The organism is Streptomyces sp. NPDC002328 (genome assembly GCF_042890065.1).
GTDB lineage: Bacteria > Actinomycetota > Actinomycetes > Streptomycetales > Streptomycetaceae > Streptomyces.
Window position 1 is genome coordinate 61066 of sequence record NZ_JBIARQ010000001.1, and the last position, 16703, is coordinate 77768.

Sequence of the window (16703 nt, forward strand, 5' to 3'; positions counted from 1 at the left end):
GTCCGATTATAAGGAAAGGTTTGAGGTACTCAAACCATTCCGATGGTTCCAGAGCTGCACGACCTGCGAAGTCGCCGCCGGTTACTCTCGTCACCTCTACCCCGTGAGTGAAGAGAGCACCGCCGTGACACACCCGTTCCTGGACCTTGCCCCGCTGAGCGCCGCCCGCTTCGCGTCGATCGAGGACCGGGTGGCGCGGCTGCTGAGCACCCGGCAGGACGTCGTGATCATGCAGGGCGAGGCGCTGCTCCCGCTGGAGGGCGCGATCCGCGGCACGGCGGGGCCGGGGACGACCGCGCTGAACGTGATCACCGGCCCGTACGGGCAGACCTTCGGGGACTGGCTGAGGGACTGCGGGGCCACGGTGATCGATCTCTCGGTGCCCTTCCACACGGCGGTCACCGCCGGGCAGGTGCGGGAGGCGTTCGCCGAGCACCCGGAGATCGACTTCGTCTCCCTGGTGCACGCCGAGGCCGCCACCGGCAACACCAACCCGGTCGCGGAGATCGGCGCGGCGGTGCGGGAGCACGGCGCGCTGTTCTACCTGGACGCGGTCGCCTCGGTGGCGGCCGAGCCGGTGCTGCCGGACGCGTGGGGCGTGGACCTGTGCGTGATCGGGGCGCAGAAGGCGATGGGCGGTCCCGCCGGGGTGTCGGCGGTGTCGGTGAGCGAGCGGGCGTGGGCCCGGATGGCGGCGAACCCCGGGGCGCCGCGCCACTCGTACCTGTCGCTCCTCGACTGGAAGGAGCGCTGGGTGGACGGCGGCCGCAAGGCGCTGCTGCACGCGCCGGCCCAGCTGGAGATGCTGGCGCTGGAGGCGTGCGTGGAGCGGATCGAGGCCGAGGGGCTGGAGACGGTGACGGCCCGCCACTCCTCGGCCGCCGCGGCGGCCCGCGCGGGCGCGACGGCGCTGGGCGGCGGTCTGGAGCCGTACGTGCACGCGGCGCGGGAGGCTGCGCCGGTCGCCACGACCCTGCGCGCCCCGTCGGGCGTCCCGGCCTCGGAGCTGGTCGCCCACGCCCTCGCCGCCGACCCGGCGCTGCCGCTGGCCGCGGGGGGCGGCGCACTGGCCGCCGAGATGATCCGCGTCAACCACTACGGCCCGGCGGCGACCCCCGGCACCATCCGCGGCGCCCTGACCGCCCTGGCCACGGCCCTCACGGCGCACGGCCGCACGGTGGACCTCCACGCCGCGCTGGAGGCGGCGGACCGCACCTGGCGCTGACCGGGCGCCGGCCGACGTGCCGGCCGTAGCGCTGACCGAGGCGCTGACCGAGGTGGATTGTCAGTGTGCGGTGCCATGCTCGGCGCATGGACACCCTTCCCGACGGCAGGCCCGTGCCGCGCATGACCGGTGACGAGCGGGCCATGCTCGACAGCTGGCTCGACTTCCACCGCGCCACCCTGGAGCTCAAGTGCGCCGGGCTGGACGACGAGCAGGTGCGGCTGGCCGCCGCCGCGCCCTCCGAACTGACCCTGCTCGGCCTGGTGCAGCATCTCGCCGAGGTCGAGCGCACCTGGTTCCAGCGGGTGTTCGCCGGTCTCGACGTGCCGCCCGTGTTCGAAGAGCCGACCGGGTACGCCCTCTCCCCCGAGCGGGGGCTCGACGAGGCCCTGGACGCCTGGCGGCGGGAGATCGCCCGCGGACGCGAGCTGACCGCCGGCCGCTCACTGGAGGACGCCGGGCGGATCGCCGACGGGCCGATGGCGGGGCTGGAGGTCAGCCTTCGGTGGGTGCTGATCCATCTCATCGAGGAGTACGCGCGGCACAACGGTCACGCGGACATTCTTCGGGAGAGTATCGACGGGATGACCGGGGCCTGAATTGCGGGTAATTCTGAAATTCCTTTCGCGGATAGCTTGCCCAAGTTCTTCTGCCCGGATTTCCCAGGTCTAAACGCAGGCAGATTTCGAGCGGATTGCCTATGCGTGACGCATTGCACAGGGGTGCCTTTATGTACCTTTTTGCACCGGTCAAACCGGGACACAGTCACCACTGAGCACGAGTGCATCACCAAATCGACGCCGCCTCTCCATGCATCTTTTGATTTCGCTCGGTAAATTCAATCCGCATGACTGCCACGCAAGCAGACCTCCAGATCGACCGCCCTTCGGTGGCGGACGGGGCCGCGCTCTGGCGTATCGCCAAGGAATCCGGAAACCTCGACCTGAACTCCTCCTACAGCTATCTGCTGTGGTGCCGTGACTTCGCCGGCACCACGGCGGTGGCCCGCGCCGAGAACGGCGAGCCGGTCGGGTTCATCACCGGCTACGTACGGCCGGAGGCCCCGCACACCCTGCTGGTCTGGCAGGTGGCGGTCGACGCCGCGTACCGCGGTCGCGGACTGGCCGCGGCCCTGCTCGACGGACTGACCGCACGGGTCACCGCCGAACGCCCGGTCACCTCCGTCGAGACGACGATCACGCCGGGCAACACCGCCTCCGAGCGGCTGTTCACGTCCTTCGCCGCGCGGCACGGGGCGGACCTCAGCCGCGAGGTGCTGTTCGCCACGGGCCTGTTCCCGGACGGCCCGCACGACCCGGAGGTCCTGTACCGGATCGGCCCGCTGCCCTCGGGCGCGGCCTCCGCGTGACCCCGTGACCCTGGGCGCGGCCTCCGCGTGACCTTCGGGCACGACGCCCGCCCCGGTCCCTCCCCCCTGACTTCGCCCGGCCTTCGGCCCGGCATCCCCACTCCCCACGCACCCCACACCCCGCATTGAGGAGCGTTTCGCCGTGACCATCACTCAGCCCGACCTCAGCGTCTTCGAGACCGTCGAGTCGGAGGTGCGCAGCTACTGCCGCGGCTGGCCCGTAGTCTTCGACCGCGCGGTGGGCAGCCGTATGCACGACGAGGACGGCCACCAGTACCTCGACTTCTTCGCCGGCGCCGGCTCACTCAACTACGGCCACAACAACCCGGTGCTGAAACGGGCGCTGATCGACTATCTGATGCGCGACGGCGTCACCCACGGGCTCGACATGTCCACCGTCGCCAAGCGGTCCTTCCTCCAGACCTTCCAGGACCTGGTGCTCAGGCCGCGCGACCTGCCCTACAAGGTCATGTTCCCCGGCCCGACGGGCACCAACGCCGTGGAGTCCGCGCTGAAGCTGGCGCGGAAGGTGAAGGGGCGCGAGGCGATCGTGTCGTTCACCAACGCCTTCCACGGCATGTCGCTGGGCTCGCTCGCCGTCACCGGCAACGCCTTCAAGCGGGCCGGCGCGGGCATCCCGCTGGTGCACGGCACGCCGATGCCGTTCGACAACTACTTCGACGGCACGGTGCAGGACTTCCTTTGGTTCGAGCGGCTGCTCGAGGACCAGGGCTCCGGCCTGAACAAGCCCGCCGCGGTGATCGTCGAGACCGTGCAGGGCGAGGGCGGCATCAACGTCGCCCGCCCGGAGTGGCTGCGGGCCCTCGCCGAGCTGTGCGAGCGCCAGGACATGCTGCTGATCGTCGACGACATCCAGATGGGCTGCGGCCGCACCGGCGCGTTCTTCTCCTTCGAGGAGGCGGGCGTCACCCCGGACATCGTCACCGTGTCGAAGTCCATCAGCGGCTACGGCCTGCCGATGTCGCTGTGCCTGTTCAAGCCCGAGCTGGACGTGTGGGAGCCGGGCGAGCACAACGGCACCTTCCGCGGCAACAACCCGGCCTTCGTCACCGCCACCGCGGCGCTGGAGACGTACTGGGCCGACGGCTCGGCCATGGAGAAGCAGACCCGCCGGCGCGGCGAGCAGGTCGAGCAGGCGCTGATCTCGATCACCGAGGAGAACCTCGCCGACGTCCGGGAGTACCGGGGCCGCGGTCTGGTGTGGGGCCTGGAGTTCCACGACAAGGACCGCGCCGGCAAGGTCGCGCGGCGCGCCTTCGAGCTCGGGCTGCTGATCGAGACGTCCGGCCCCGAGAGCGAGGTCGTCAAACTGCTGCCCGCCCTCACCATCACGCCCGAGGAGCTGGACGAGGGCATGCGCATCCTCGCCCGCGCCGTTCGGGAGACCGTCTGACCGGCCGTCCGTCCGGTCGCCCGGCGGGTCGTCCGACACCGACCGGCTCCGTGACCGTTCGACGCCGTCAGAGACACCATCCACCTAGGAGGCATCGCACCACCGTGATCGTCCGTTCGTTCAAGGACATCGAAGGCACCGACCGGCACGTCAAGGCGGCGTCCGGGACGTGGGAGAGCAAACGCATCGTGCTGGCCAAGGAGAGGGTCGGCTTCTCCCTCCACGAGACCGTGCTGTACGCCGGCACCGAGACGTCGATGTGGTACGCGAACCACGTCGAGGCCGTCGTCTGCGTCGAGGGCGAGGCCGAGCTGACCGACCACGAGAGCGGCCGGACGTACTCGATCACGCCCGGGACCATGTACCTCCTCGACGGGCACGAGCGGCACACGCTGCGCGTCAAGGAGGACTTCCGCTGCCTCTGCGTGTTCAACCCGCCCGTGACGGGCCGGGAGGATCACGACGAGAACGGCGTCTACCCGCTGCTCACCGAGCCCGAGGAGGTGTGAGACCCCGATGACCACTCACCTGACCACCCCCGCCCAGGCCCCCGCGGCCCCGGTCACCGACCTCTACCCGAGCCGTGGCGCGACCGAGGTGACCGTGCCGCGCCAGGACCCGGTCCTGTGGGGCGCCCCGGACGCGCCCGGCCCGTTCGAGCCGCTGGACCTCCAGTCGTTCGAACGTGACGGCTTCTTCGCCGTCGACCAGCTGCTCGCCGACGACGAGGTCTCCGTCTACCGGCAGGAGTTGGACCGGCTGGTGAGCGACCCGACGATCCGGGCCGACGAGCGGTCCATCGTCGAGCCGCAGTCGCAGGAGATCCGCACCGTCTTCGAGGTGCACCGGATCAGCGAGGTCTTCGCGCGGCTCGTGCGCGACGAGCGGCTCGTCGGCCGGGCCCGGCAGATCCTCGGCTCCGACGTGTACGTCCACCAGTCGCGGATCAACGTCAAGCCGGGCTTCGGCGCCTCCGGCTTCTACTGGCACTCCGACTTCGAGACCTGGCACGCCGAGGACGGGCTGCCCCGGATGCGGACGGTGTCCGTCTCGGTCGCGCTGACCGAGAACCACGACACCAACGGCGGTCTGATGATCATGCCGGGCTCGCACAAGACGTTCCTCGGCTGCGCCGGCGCGACGCCGAAGGACAACTACAAGAAGTCGCTCCAGATGCAGGACGCGGGCACGCCCTCCGACGAGGCGCTGACCGCGATGGCCTCCGACTACGGCATCAAGCTGTTCACGGGCCGCGCCGGTTCGGCGACCTGGTTCGACTGCAACGCCATGCACGGCTCCGGCGACAACATCACGCCGTTCCCGCGCAGCAACGTCTTCATCGTGTTCAACAGCGTGGAGAACGAGGCGGTCGAGCCGTTCTCGGCCCCCGTCCGCCGCCCTGAGTTCATCGGCGCCCGTGACTTCACCCCGGTGAGGTAGGCAGGCGCTCTCAGGACACCGCGCCTCAGGTCACCGGGCCGGGCCCCCTCGTGTGGGACGGGGGGCCCGGCCCGGTTCTGTGCCGTCAGCTCTGCGCGGTCAGCTCTGTGCCGTCAGCCGGACAGCGCGTCGAGGAGACGGTCGACGTCCGCGGGCGTGTTGTAGAGGTGGAAGCCCGCGCGCAGATTGCCGGCGCGGTCGGAGAGTTCGATGCCCGCGCGGCTCAACTCCGGCTGCCGGGAACCGAGTCCGGGGACCGAGATGATCGCCGAGCCGGGCGCGGACAGCGGTTCGTGGCCGAGTTCGGCGAGCCCGGCCCGGAACCGGTCGGCGAGGGCGACATCGTGGGCGTGCACGGCGGCGACGCCGAGTTCCTCGATCAGGTCCAGGCTGTGACGCAGTCCCGCGAGCGCGAACAGGGCCGGGCTCAGGTCGAACCGCCGTGCGGAGTGGGCGAGTTCGGCCACCGGGCCGTAGCAGCTGTCCCACGGCCGCTCGCCGGCGACCCAGCCCGCCAGCACCGGCGTCAGCCCGCCGAAGTCCTCCGGGACGGTGAAGAAGGCGGTGCCGTGCGGGCCGAGCAGCCACTTGAAGGCGACGGCGGCGGTGTAGTCGTACGCGTCGGCGTCCATCGGCAGCCAGCCCGCCGACTGCGAGCAGTCGACGTAGGTGCGGGCGCCGTGCGTCCGCGCCGCCTCGCGCACCGCGGGCAGGTCCGCGAGCCGCCCGTCCGCCGACTGCACGGCGCTGACCGCGACGAGCGCGGTGTCCGGGCGGACGGACTCGGCGATCCGCTCCAGCGGCACCGCGCGGACCTTGAGGTCGCCGCGCACATGGAACGGGTTCAGCACGGAGGTGAAGTCGTCCTCTGCGGTGAGGACCTCGGCCCCGGCGGGCAGCGAGGCCGCGACGACCGCGGTGTGCGCGGCGACCGAGGCGCCGACCGCCACCCGGGTGACCGGGACGCCGGCGAGCCGGGCGTACGCGGCCCGGCAGGCCTCCACGTCCTCGTAGAGCGGCGTCGTCGGCCGGCCCTCGGCCCGCAGCAGCGCCGCCTCGTGCAGGGCGGCGACGGCGCGGGCCGGGAGCAGGCCGTTGCTGGCGGTGTTGAGGTAGGTGGTCTTCGGGGCGAACTCGGAGCGGACGAGGGTGTCGAAGATCGCCGGGTTCTCCGTGCTTCCCGTGCTCCGCGGGCTCTCAGGGCTCTGGGGGCTCTCCGTGGTCTCCATGGATCCACTGTGCGGCCCGCCGATGTAGAAGTCCATCGCGGATTTCTGCACGGCTTCCCCAAGTGACGCTTATGAGTCAGGGCTGGACGCCCCTGCCCTGACGCGTCAGTGCCCCGGGACCGCGCAGCCGTCCGGGCCGCAGGCCTCGGCCCCGCCGTCGTCGATCAGCTCGAGCGGGGAGCGGTCGCCCCAGGCCCGGGCCAGCGCCTGGGCGAACACCTCGGCGGGCTGGGCGCCCGAGACGCCGTAGGCGCGGTCGAGGACGAAGAACGGCACGCCGTTCGCGCCGAGTTCGGCCGCCTCGCGCTCGTCGGCGCGGACCTCGTCGGCGTACGCGGTCGGGTCGGCGAGCACCTCGCGGACGGCGTCGGGGTCGAGACCGGCCGCCACGGCCAGCTCCACCAGCCGCTCGTCGCCCTCGGAGAACAGGGACCGCTCCTCGGCGAAGTTCGCCCGGTACAGGATTTGGATCAGCTCGTCCTGCCGGCCCCGCTCCTTGGCGAGGTGCAGCAGCCGGTGCAGGTCGAAGGTGTTGCCGTGGTCGCGGTCACGGGTGCGGTAGTCGAGGCCCTCGGCGGCGGCCTGCGCGCCGAGGTTGTCCTCGCCGGCCTGGGCCTGCGCCTCGCTCATGCCGTACTTCTTGGTGAGCATGGTGATCACGGGCTGGACGTCGCCCTTGGCGCGGCCGGGGTCCAGCTCGAAGGAGCGGTGCACCACCTCGACCTGGTCACGGTGCGGGAAGGCCGCGAGCGCCTTCTCGAAGCGGGCCTTGCCCACGTAGCACCAGGGGCAGGCGATGTCGCTCCAGATCTCGACGCGCATGTCTCGGCTCTCTCAGTTCGTCGTCACGGCGGCGGAGACTCCCTCCGCCGATAGATGAACGTTCAAGCTCAGCCGGGCATTCCCGTCGGTCGCCCGCCGCCGACGCAGTAGCGCAGGAAGAGGTGGTGGTCGCCCTCGGCGGGCGGGTTCTCCGGGTCGGGGACCCAGCCCCGGCGGGCGTAGAAGGCCTGCGCGCGCCGGTTGTCGACGTGCACGTCGAGGACGGCGGCGGCCTTGCCGTCGGCGCGCCACCGCTCGACGCACGCCGTGTGCAGGGCCGTGCCGAGGCCCGTCCGCCAGTGGTCGGGGTCGACGTGGAACTGGAACAGCTTGACCGTGTCCGCCGGCGTCCCCTGCGGGGTGCGGAAGGAGGCGAGCGCGACGATCCGGTCCTGCTCGACGGCGCACAGCACCCGCCCGTCCGGCCGCTCGACGGCCGTGCGCCAGTTGGCGTGCCAGTCGGTGCCGTCCTGCGGAATCCCGTCCGGGTAGTAGGTGGCCCGTGCCCGCGCGTGCAGCGCGACCACGGCCTCCACGTCGGCGGGTACGGCGGTGCGTATCACCGTCGAGTGCGGCACGCTGGGCCTCAGCTTCCGTCGCGGAGGTCGTCCGGCCAGCTCGGGCGGAACTCGACGTGGTCGTACGTGACCACGCACCCCTCCCCCATCGGCGCCTGCGCCATGAAGCCGACCAGGGCCGCGCCGGTCTCCTTCTCGTCGCCGAGCGTGAACAGCCGGACGAAGGTCCAGTGTTCGCCGTCACGGGAGGCGTGGAAGGCGAAGGCCCGCCCGGTCCTGCTCACCCTCAGCCAGACCGAACTGCCGTCCACGGTGAAGGAGTTGGCGTCGTCGGAGTGCCCCCGGGTGACCACCGTGCAGACGGTGGGCACGTCCGGGGAGTACTCCAGGCAGAGCTTGGCCCAGGCCCGCTCCCCGACGTGGACGTACAACACCCCCGCGTCGAAGGCCCCGTTGAACCCGACGGTGACCCGTGCGATGAACTGGAAGTCCCCCTCGGGCGCCCCGAGCAGCCGGGGCGCGTCGGAGGCGGGATCGAGCGCCTCCCCGGTGGGCGGCACGAACCGGTCCTGCCGGGGCCCGGCCCACGCGGTGAGCACCCCGTCCTCGTAGGACCAGTTCCCGTCGGGCCCGTAAGCGCGGAGGGAAAAGGGCAGTTGGGGAAGTGAGACGTCCATGGCTTTTCCTCCCGGGGCCGCGAAGCCAACCTGTTTGGGGGCGCGGGGAACTGCGCGACCAGCCACAACGGCCCCGCAGCCCGCGAACGACTGTATCCCTGACGGCGATTCCGCGAAGCGTTACCGTTCCAGCCGCCCATTGAATCGCCGCGGCAACCCCAACCCGTTCTCATCCCGAAGCTCCACCGGCAACAACGCCTCCGGGGCATTCTGGTAGACGACCGGCCGCAGCCACCGCTCGATCGCGGTCCCGCCCACCGAGGTGGACGTGGACGTGGTCGCCGGGTACGGCCCCCCGTGATGCTGGGCCGGCGCGACGGCGACCCCCGTCGGCCACCCATTGACCAGCACGCGCCCCGCGAGCGGCGTCAGTTCGGCGAGAATCTCGGCCCCGCGCCCCTGCCCGGCCGCCTCCTCGGCGGACAGCTGGACCGTCGCCGTGAGGTTGCCCGGCAGCCGCGTGAGGACCGCCTTCACCTCGTCCTCGGAGTCGTAGCGGGCCACCACGGTGACCGGCCCGAAGCACTCCTCCAGCAGCAGGTCGTGCTCGCCCTCCGCCGCCAGCCGCGCGGCCGGCACGGTCAGGAACCCGGCGCTGACGGTGTGCTCGCCGCCCGCGCCCGGCGTCACCGGGGACTCCACCTCGGGCAGCTCCGCCCGCTCGGCGACCCCGGCGATGAAGTTGTCCCGCATCCGGTGGTCGAGCAGCACGCCCGCGTCGGTGTCGCTCACGGCGTCCGTCAGCGACTTCAGGAGCCCGTCGCCGGCCGCGCCGGACGGCACCAGCACGAGTCCGGGCTTCACGCAGAACTGGCCGACGCCCAGCGTCATGGAGCCGGCGAGCCCGGAGCCGATGGTCTCGGCGCGTTCGGCGGCGGCGGCCTCGGTCACCACGACCGGGTTGAGCGAGCCCAGCTCGCCGTGGAAGGGGATCGGCGTCGGCCGGGCCGCCGCCGCGTCGAACAGCGCCCGGCCGCCCCGCACGGACCCGGTGAAGCCGGCCGCGGCGACCAGCGGGTGCTTGATCAGCTCGACGCCCGCCTCGAAGCCGTGCACCAGGCCCACGACGCCCTTGTCGACGCCCTGCTCGGCCGCGGCCGAGCGCAGCAGGCTGGCGACCAGCTCGGACAGGGCCGGGTGGTCGGGGTGCGACTTGACGACGACCGGGCAGCCCGCGGCGAGCGCGCTCGCGGTGTCGCCGCCGGCGACGGAGAAGGCGAAGGGGAAGTTGGAGGCCGAGTAGACGGCGACGACGCCCAGCGGCACCTTGTAGCGGCGCAGGTCCGGGACGGGCGGGGTGGCGGTGTCGTCGGGGTGGTCGATGACGACGTCGAGGAAGGCCCCTTCGTCGACGATGCCGGCGAACGCGCGCAGCTGGTAGCAGGTGCGGGCGAGTTCGCCGTTCAGCCGGACCGGGCCGAGCGCGGTCTCGGCGTCGGCGACCTCGACGAGGTGGTTCCGGGACGCCTCCAGGCGGTCGGCGGCGGCACGCAGGAACGCGGCGCGGACGGTGCGGTCGGCGAGGGCGTCGCGAGCGGCGTGCGCGGCACGGACTACGGCGTCCACCTCCTGGGCCGTTGCCTCCACCGCAACCTGCTCACGCTGCTTCCCGGTTCGGGGGTCGACACTCCAGACTGGTGCTGCTGCCACCGCGGGTCCCTCCACGTGCTCTGTTCTCGGGGGCGTTCGATATACTGAACGTTGTCTCTGATGGTGAATACGCTGGAGATTATTTCCCGTCGAACGAAGGGGTCAAGGGCGATGTCGGCTGGCGAGACGGGGGGCGGGGCGCAGGTCAAGTCCGCGGTGCGGACGGTTGAGCTGCTCGAATACTTCGCCGGCCGCCCCGGTATGCACTCCCTCGCGTCGGTCCAGGAGGCCGTCGGGTATCCCAAGTCCAGTCTCTACATGCTGCTGCGCACCCTGGTGGAGCTGGGCTGGGTGGAGACGGACGCCACCGGCACGCGCTACGGCATCGGCGTGCGGGCGCTGCTCGTCGGCACCTCGTACATCGACGGCGACGAGGTCGTGGCGGCGGCCCGGCCCACGCTGGACCGGCTCTCGGACGACACCACCGAGACCATCCACCTGGCCCGCCTCGACGGCACGAACGTCGTCTATCTCGCGACCCGCCAGTCCCAGCACTACCTGCGCCCCTTCACGCGCGTGGGCCGCCGGCTGCCCGCCCACTCCACCTCGCTGGGCAAGGCGCTGCTGAGCACGTACACCGACGAGCAGGTCCGCAAGATGCTCCCGGAGACGCTGCCCGCGCTGACCGAGCACACCATCACGGACCGCGAGAAGCTCATCGAGGAGCTGCACCAGGTCCGGGACCAGGGCTTCGCGGTGGACCGCGAGGAGAACACGCTCGGTCTGCGCTGCTTCGGCGTCGCCGTCCCGTACCGCACGCCCGCGCGTGACGCGATCAGCTGCTCCGTGCCGGTGGCGAGACTCACGCCCGCGCACGAGCAGATGGTGAAGGACGCGCTGTTCGACGCGCGTGACCGGCTGACCCTGGCGACCCGGAGGCTCTGAACGGTGCAGGTGGTACTTCGCGAGGTGCACGACAGCGACCTGCCGGTGTTCTACCGGCAGCTCAACGATCCGGAGGCCCTCCGGATGGCCGCGTTCACCCCGCCCGACCCGGCCGACCACGACGCGTTCGAGGAGCACTGGAGGCGGGTCCGCTCGACCGCCCTGGTGCGCACGGTCCTGGCCGACGGCGACGTGGTGGGGCACGCGGCGGTGTACGGGGAGCCCGGTGAGCGCGAGGTCACCTACTGGGTGGACCGCGCCTACTGGGGGCGGGGCGTGGCGACGGCCGCGCTGCGCGGGCTGCTGAACGAGGTCGCGGAACGGCCGTTGTACGCGCGTGCGGCGGCGGACAACGCGGGGTCGCTGCGCGTGCTGGAGAAGTGCGGCTTCCGCACGACGGCCGAGGCGACGGGGTACGCGCCCGCGCGCGGCGAGGAGATCGACGAGCTCGTGCTGCGGCTGGAGGAGTGAGGCCGGCCCGCTCATGAACCGTTCATGAGATGAACCGTTCATGAGAAACATGAGAAAGATGAGAAAGCGGACCTTCGGGAACGTTTCGCGGTGACTCGTTCGTCTGACCGTTCGCGATGAACAAGACGATCAGGCGTGCCTCGGTCTTCACGCTGCTGCTGGTGTTCGCCCTGCTCCTGCGGGCGACCTGGGTGCAGTTCTACGAGGGCCGCGCGCTCGCGGACGACCAGGACAACCGGCGCAACGCGATCGAGACGTACTCGGGGCCGCTGGGGAACATCGTCGTGGCCGGCAAGGCGATCACCGGCTCGGCGGCCGGTACGGACAGCGACCTGAAGTACCGGCGCACGTACACGGACGGCGAGTTGTACGCGGCGGTGACGGGCTACGCCTCGCAGAGCTACGCCCCCACCCAGCTGGAGGGCGTCTACGCCGAGCTGCTCAACGGCACCGACACCCGGCTCAGGACCATGATGGACACGGTCACCGACACCCGGGCCGCCCCCGGCAACGTGATCACCACGATCGACCCGGACGTGCAGAAGGCCGCCTACGACGCGCTCGGCGACAAGAAGGGCGCGGCCGTCGCCATCGACCCGGCCACCGGGAGGATCCTCGCGGTGGTGTCGACGCCCTCGTACGACCCGTCCTCGCTGACCGACGCGAACAGCGCCGGAGCGGCCTGGAAGAAGCTCACCGCGGACCCGGACAAGCCGCTCACCAACCGTGCGCTGCGGCAGCCGCTGCCGCCGGGCTCCACGTTCAAGCTGGTCGTCGCGGCGGCGGCGCTGGAGAACGGCCTGTACGCGTCGGTGGACGTGGGCACCGACAGCCCGGACCCCTACACGCTGCCCGGCACGAGGACCGTCCTGCGCAACGAGAACACCTCCGCGCCCTGTGAGAACGCCTCGATCCGGGTCGCCCTCCAGTACTCCTGCAACAACGTCTTCGCCCATATGGCCGTCCAGTTGGGGCAGGACAAGCTGCGGGCGACGGCCGAGAGGTTCGGCTTCGACGACACTACGCAGGACGTGCCGGTGCGGGCGTACACGAGCGTGTACCCGTCCGGCATGGACGAGTCGTCGACCGCCCTCACCGGCATCGGCCAGTTCGACGTGACGGCGACACCGCTCCAGATGGCCATGGTGTCGGCCGCGATAGCCAACGGCGGTGAGCTGGTGTCGCCGCACATGGTCTCGCAGATCACCGACGGCGGCGGCGATGTGCTCGACGACTACGACGCCGACGCCTCGACGACGCGGGTGGTCAGCGCCCGCACCGCCGAGCAGTTGCAGTCGGCGATGCGGACGGTCGTCGAGGAGGGCACCGGCACCAACGCCCGGATCGACGGGGTCACCGTCGGCGGCAAGACGGGCACCGCCCAGCACGGCGAGAACAACAGCCAGACGCCGTACGCCTGGTTCACGTCGTACGGCGCGTCAGGCGGCGAGAAGGTCGCCGTGGCGGTGGTGGTGGAGCAGTCGGACGCGGAGCGGTCCGAGGTGAGCGGCAACGGTTTGGCGGCACCTGTGGCCAAGGCCGTCATGAAAGCGGCGTTGCGGTAACCCCTCAGGGGCGCGGGGCTGTGTCAAGTATGCGGCTCCGCCGCTTGGGCGCGACCGGCCACGACGAACCCGCGCCGGCCGCGCAGCGCCCCCTACTTCGCGCCCAGGATCTGCTCGATCGGGTCGATCGCGAAGTACACCACGAACAGCGCCGACGCTCCCCACAGCAGCCAGTGCACCTCCTTGGCCCTGCCCAGCACCGTCTTGATCAGCACGTAGGCGACGAAGCCCGCGCCGATGCCGTTGGTGATGGAGTAGGTGAACGGCATCACGGCGATCGTCAGGAACGCGGGGACGGCGATCTCGTACTTGTCCCAGTCGATGGACTTGACCTGGGTCATCATCAGGAAGCCGACCGCGACCAGCGCGGGGGCCGCCGCCTGGAGCGGGACGATGGTGAGCAGCGGGGTCAGGAACAGGGCGAGGGCGAACAGGCCGCCGGTGACGAGGTTGGAGAAGCCGGTGCGCGCGCCCTCGCCGACGCCGGCCGCCGACTCGATGTAGGAGGTCGCGGAGGAGGACGAGGCCGCGCCGCCGGCGACCGCCGCCGCGCCGTCGATGAGCAGCACACGGCTGAGGTTGGGCACCTTGCCGTCCTCGTCGAGGAGTTCCGCCTCGGCGCTGATGCCGACGACGGTGCCCATGGTGTCGAAGAAGTCGGACAGGATCAGCGTGAAGACGAGCAGGACGACGGTGATGACGGTGGTCTCGCCGAACGCGCCGAACAGGCTGAAGTGACCGATCAGTCCGAAGTCGGGGGTGTCGACGATCTTCTCGGGCCACTCGGGTGTGGTCAGGCCCCAGGACTTGATGTCCGCGACCGAGTCGATGACGATCGCGAGGATCGTCATCGTCACGATGCTGATCAGGATCGCGCCCTTGACCTTGCGGGCGAGCAGTCCGACGGTCAGCAGCACGCCGAGGCAGAACACCAGGACCGGCCAGCCGGTGAGGGTGCCGGAGCCGCCGAGCTGCACGGGGACGGTGGTGTTCGCGGCGTCGGGGATCCGGCTGACGAACCCGGCGTCGACGAAGCCGATGAAGGCGATGAACAGGCCGATGCCGACGCTGATCGCCTGCTTCAGCGGCTGCGGGATGGCGTGCATGACGGCCTCGCGCAGACCGGTCAGCACCAGCACGCAGATCAGCAGGCCTTCGAGGACGATGAGGCCCATCGCGTCGTCCCAGCTCATCAGCGGGGCGATCTGGAAGGCGACGACGGCGTTGAGGCCGAGGCCCGCGGCGAGCGCGAGGGGCAGGTTGCCGCCGACGCCCATGACGATCGTCATCACGGCGGCCACCAGGGCGGTGGCGGTGGTGAGTTGGACCGGGTCGAGGGAGTCGCCGAACTTGTCCTTCGCGCTGCCCAGGATGAGGGGATTCAGGACAAGGATGTAGGCCATGGTGAAGAACGTGGCGAAGCCGCCGCGTATCTCACGGGCGAAGGTCGAGCCCCGTTCGGAGATCCTGAAGAACCGGTCGACGCTGTTCGCCGCGGGGGGCGGGGCAGTCGGCCGGTCGGTCTCCTGCTGCGGTGCGGACATGGCGGACACTCCTTGTGACCTGGGTGATCAGTGCGCGGATGCTGGCTGGATTGTTCCCCTGTTGAACCCGCTTCAGGTTTTCGCCGTGTTACGGAATCAGGGTTCGATCGGCCCTACGGTGTTCGAACCCCCGTACAAAGCCGAGTGAATGATCACTGCTACGCTTCCGGATCTCGTCCCGACCCCTTCTCGGGACATCCTCATGTCATTCACATGACACGCACAGCGTCCCCGGCCGGGATGCCAGAAGTCCGCATCGAGAAGAGGTCACCCGTGGGCACAGTCGTCGACGACGCCGCCTCCGTGGAGTTCCATGCCTTCTTCGAACGTCACTACGCCGAACTCTCCCGCCTCGCCGCCCTGTTGACCGGCGAGGCGGACGCCGCCGACGATCTGGCGGCGGACGCGCTGCTGGCGCTGTGGCACCGCTGGGACCGGGTGCGCGCGGCCGACCACCCGGTGGCGTACGCGCGCGGCGTCGTCGCCAACCTCGCCCGCAGCCGTATACGCAGCGCCGTGCGCGAGCGCCGCAGGATCACGCTGTTCTGGTCGCAGCGCGAGGAGAAGACGGAGAACCCGGACGTGGCGGGCGTGGTGGACGTCCAGTCGGCGCTGCGTAGACTCCCGTTCCGCAAACGGGCCTGTGTCGTGCTGCGGCACGCCTTCGACCTCTCGGAGAAGGACACCGCGCTCGCGCTGGGGGTCTCGGTGGGTACGGTGAAGAGCCAGACCTCCAAGGGAATGGCCGAGTTGCAGAAGCTGCTCGGCGCACAAGGCGCTCCGCAGCGGGTGCACGCCGTGATGGCGGCGCGCACCGGTCAGGCCGGAGGAAGGGACCGATGACGATGCAGCGGGACGTGCACGACGAGCTGCGCGCCCGGCTGCACGAGGCGGCCGAGGCGCACGAGCCGGACCGCGAGTACATCCTCGCCCGGGTCGAGCGCGGCATGGCGGGCCAGGAGCGGACCGACCACCGGGCCTCCCGGCCGCCCCTGTGGAGCTGGACGCGGATCGTGGGCGCCACGGCCGCGGTCGCGGGCATGCTCGCGGTCGGCGGGTACGCGGTGGCCTCCGCGGTGAAGGACGACACCCCGCCGCAGCAGCAGACGGTGGCGGTCTCCTCGCCGCCGGTGGAGTCCCCGGACGCCACGAGCCGGCCGCCCGCCTCCCCCGAGGCGACGCCGAGTTCCGGCGGCGGGAAACAGGACCCGGCCGAGCCGAGCGGCTCCCCCGCGCCGAGCGCGCCGCCCTCGTCCGCCGCGCCGCCCGCCGCCTCGACGCCGCCGTCCGCCGACGGCGCCGAGGACGGCCCGCTGTGGTCGGACGGCTCGGTCGACCCGCACAGCAACGACTTCTGGGCGCAGAGCAACATCACCATCAAGACCTCCGAGCAACTCAGCGCGTTGACCGTGGAGTTGAAGGTGGCGCAGACCGGCGGCGTGTCCTCCGCGGGCGCCTGGCGCTCGCTGCCGGAGAGCGACTTCACGTACACGGTCGCCGAGCGGGACGGCTTCCTCGTCCACACCTGGGTGCTCAAGGAGGGCCGTACGGTCCCCAAGGGCGAGTGGGTGTTCGCCGGACAGTACGACCACGACCGCGGCGGCCGTGACGCCAAGGACGACCGCTACACCGTCACCGCCCGGGTCGGCGACGACACGCGCTCGGTGGGCGGCGACTTCGCCGCCCAGGACGACGACGAGGACGATTCGTAGCTTCGTCAGGGGCCGGCGGGGGTCAGTTCATCGTCGAGCCGATGGTCGTGCTGCCCGTCGTCAGGAACGCGGTGGCGGGCATGGCCCGGGTGAGCGGTACGACGAGACATGGAGTGCGGTCCTCTCTCGTGCGGGTGGGGGGACGGTTCACAGGACCGGCTCACGGGGCGGTTCACAGGACG

The 16703-nt window shown here is 71.1% G+C and carries 18 protein-coding genes; 11 read left to right on the top strand and 7 right to left on the bottom strand.

Going from position 1 to position 16703, the window contains the following annotated elements:
* Nucleotides 1–124 precede the first annotated feature (124 nt).
* From ACFYX4_RS00290 to thpD, 6 genes are all read left to right on the top strand, one after another.
* Nucleotides 125–1225 (top strand): pyridoxal-phosphate-dependent aminotransferase family protein, encoded by a 1101-nt coding sequence (locus ACFYX4_RS00290; RefSeq protein WP_389326638.1) that lies wholly within the window; start codon nt 125–127, stop codon nt 1223–1225.
* Between the two features lie 86 nt (nt 1226–1311).
* On the top strand, nt 1312–1824 hold the full coding sequence (locus tag ACFYX4_RS00295; RefSeq protein ID WP_389323298.1) for a DinB family protein: 513 nt from the start codon (nt 1312–1314) through the stop codon (nt 1822–1824).
* Nucleotides 1825–2072: 248 nt separating this feature from the next.
* A complete protein-coding gene (ectA, locus tag ACFYX4_RS00300) occupies nt 2073–2594 on the top strand; it encodes a diaminobutyrate acetyltransferase (RefSeq protein ID WP_389323301.1) in 522 nt (173 codons plus the stop codon).
* 142 nt (nt 2595–2736) lie between these two features.
* On the top strand, nt 2737–4008 hold the full coding sequence (gene ectB, locus ACFYX4_RS00305) for a diaminobutyrate--2-oxoglutarate transaminase (protein WP_389323304.1): 1272 nt from the start codon (nt 2737–2739) through the stop codon (nt 4006–4008).
* Between the two features lie 104 nt (nt 4009–4112).
* The gene (locus ACFYX4_RS00310) at nt 4113–4517 is read left to right on the top strand and encodes an ectoine synthase (protein WP_389323307.1); all 405 of its coding nucleotides are present in this window, start codon (nt 4113–4115) and stop codon (nt 4515–4517) included.
* A 7-nt stretch (nt 4518–4524) separates the two neighbouring features.
* Nucleotides 4525–5448 (top strand): ectoine hydroxylase, encoded by a 924-nt coding sequence (gene thpD, locus ACFYX4_RS00315; RefSeq protein WP_389323310.1) that lies wholly within the window; start codon nt 4525–4527, stop codon nt 5446–5448.
* Between the two features lie 113 nt (nt 5449–5561).
* Here the strand turns inward: thpD and ACFYX4_RS00320 are convergent, their stop codons facing one another.
* The 5 genes from ACFYX4_RS00320 to ACFYX4_RS00340 form a co-directional block, all read right to left on the bottom strand.
* The gene (locus ACFYX4_RS00320; protein WP_389326641.1) at nt 5562–6713 is read right to left on the bottom strand and encodes an aminotransferase class V-fold PLP-dependent enzyme; all 1152 of its coding nucleotides are present in this window, start codon (nt 6711–6713) and stop codon (nt 5562–5564) included.
* 69 nt (nt 6714–6782) lie between these two features.
* Nucleotides 6783–7499: a DsbA family oxidoreductase gene (locus tag ACFYX4_RS00325; RefSeq protein WP_389323313.1), complete on the bottom strand. Its 717-nt coding sequence runs from the start codon at nt 7497–7499 to the stop codon at nt 6783–6785.
* 68 nt (nt 7500–7567) lie between these two features.
* A complete protein-coding gene (locus ACFYX4_RS00330) occupies nt 7568–8062 on the bottom strand; it encodes a GNAT family N-acetyltransferase (protein ID WP_389326644.1) in 495 nt (164 codons plus the stop codon).
* A gap of 23 nt (nt 8063–8085) precedes the next feature.
* Nucleotides 8086–8694: a DUF1349 domain-containing protein gene (locus ACFYX4_RS00335; RefSeq protein ID WP_389323316.1), complete on the bottom strand. Its 609-nt coding sequence runs from the start codon at nt 8692–8694 to the stop codon at nt 8086–8088.
* 120 nt (nt 8695–8814) lie between these two features.
* Nucleotides 8815–10344, bottom strand: a complete 1530-nt coding sequence (locus tag ACFYX4_RS00340; RefSeq protein WP_389323319.1) for an aldehyde dehydrogenase (NADP(+)) — start codon at nt 10342–10344, stop codon at nt 8815–8817.
* Nucleotides 10345–10455: 111 nt separating this feature from the next.
* Between ACFYX4_RS00340 and ACFYX4_RS00345 the strand changes: the two genes are divergently transcribed.
* The 3 genes from ACFYX4_RS00345 to ACFYX4_RS00355 all read left to right on the top strand — a co-directional run bounded on the left by ACFYX4_RS00345 (nt 10456) and on the right by ACFYX4_RS00355 (nt 13265).
* Nucleotides 10456–11229 carry an IclR family transcriptional regulator gene (locus ACFYX4_RS00345; RefSeq protein ID WP_389323322.1) on the top strand — a complete coding sequence of 258 codons (774 nt, stop codon included), beginning with the start codon at nt 10456–10458 and terminating at the stop codon, nt 11227–11229.
* Nucleotides 11230–11232: 3 nt separating this feature from the next.
* Nucleotides 11233–11700 (top strand): GNAT family N-acetyltransferase, encoded by a 468-nt coding sequence (locus ACFYX4_RS00350; protein WP_389323325.1) that lies wholly within the window; start codon nt 11233–11235, stop codon nt 11698–11700.
* Between the two features lie 116 nt (nt 11701–11816).
* Entirely contained in the window at nt 11817–13265 is a 1449-nt protein-coding gene (locus ACFYX4_RS00355) for a peptidoglycan D,D-transpeptidase FtsI family protein (RefSeq protein ID WP_389323328.1), read from the top strand.
* A gap of 92 nt (nt 13266–13357) precedes the next feature.
* Here ACFYX4_RS00355 and ACFYX4_RS00360 read toward each other — a convergent pair whose 3' ends face one another.
* Entirely contained in the window at nt 13358–14809 is a 1452-nt protein-coding gene (locus tag ACFYX4_RS00360) for an NCS2 family permease (RefSeq protein WP_389323331.1), read from the bottom strand.
* A 273-nt stretch (nt 14810–15082) separates the two neighbouring features.
* Between ACFYX4_RS00360 and ACFYX4_RS00365 the strand changes: the two genes are divergently transcribed.
* Complete coding sequence (locus ACFYX4_RS00365; protein ID WP_389323335.1) at nt 15083–15652, top strand: SigE family RNA polymerase sigma factor; 570 nt, start codon at nt 15083–15085, stop codon at nt 15650–15652.
* Nucleotides 15649–16521, top strand: coding sequence for a hypothetical protein (locus ACFYX4_RS00370; RefSeq protein ID WP_389323338.1), 873 nt, complete (start codon nt 15649–15651; stop codon nt 16519–16521). The genes ACFYX4_RS00365 and ACFYX4_RS00370 overlap by 4 nt, the downstream gene beginning before the upstream one ends.
* Before the next feature lie 22 nt (nt 16522–16543).
* Here the strand turns inward: ACFYX4_RS00370 and ACFYX4_RS00375 are convergent, their stop codons facing one another.
* Nucleotides 16544–16672 carry a hypothetical protein gene (locus ACFYX4_RS00375; protein WP_389323341.1) on the bottom strand — a complete coding sequence of 43 codons (129 nt, stop codon included), beginning with the start codon at nt 16670–16672 and terminating at the stop codon, nt 16544–16546.
* Between the last annotated feature and the right edge of the window lie 31 nt (nt 16673–16703).

What these genes read in the sequence shown, in the direction of transcription:
- ACFYX4_RS00295 (WP_389323298.1), top strand. Translation starts at nt 1,312, where the DNA reads ATGGACACCCTTCCCGACGGCAGGCCCGTGCCGCGCATGACCGGTGAC.
- ectA (WP_389323301.1), top strand. Translation starts at nt 2,073, where the DNA reads ATGACTGCCACGCAAGCAGACCTCCAGATCGACCGCCCTTCGGTGGCG.
- thpD (WP_389323310.1), top strand. Translation starts at nt 4,525, where the DNA reads ATGACCACTCACCTGACCACCCCCGCCCAGGCCCCCGCGGCCCCGGTC.
- ACFYX4_RS00320 (WP_389326641.1), bottom strand. Translation starts at nt 6,713, where the DNA reads ATGGACTTCTACATCGGCGGGCCGCACAGTGGATCCATGGAGACCACG.
- ACFYX4_RS00325 (WP_389323313.1), bottom strand. Translation starts at nt 7,499, where the DNA reads ATGCGCGTCGAGATCTGGAGCGACATCGCCTGCCCCTGGTGCTACGTG.
- ACFYX4_RS00335 (WP_389323316.1), bottom strand. Translation starts at nt 8,694, where the DNA reads ATGGACGTCTCACTTCCCCAACTGCCCTTTTCCCTCCGCGCTTACGGG.
- ACFYX4_RS00345 (WP_389323322.1), top strand. Translation starts at nt 10,456, where the DNA reads ATGTCGGCTGGCGAGACGGGGGGCGGGGCGCAGGTCAAGTCCGCGGTG.
- ACFYX4_RS00355 (WP_389323328.1), top strand. Translation starts at nt 11,817, where the DNA reads ATGAACAAGACGATCAGGCGTGCCTCGGTCTTCACGCTGCTGCTGGTG.
- ACFYX4_RS00360 (WP_389323331.1), bottom strand. Translation starts at nt 14,809, where the DNA reads ATGTCCGCACCGCAGCAGGAGACCGACCGGCCGACTGCCCCGCCCCCC.
- ACFYX4_RS00370 (WP_389323338.1), top strand. Translation starts at nt 15,649, where the DNA reads ATGACGATGCAGCGGGACGTGCACGACGAGCTGCGCGCCCGGCTGCAC.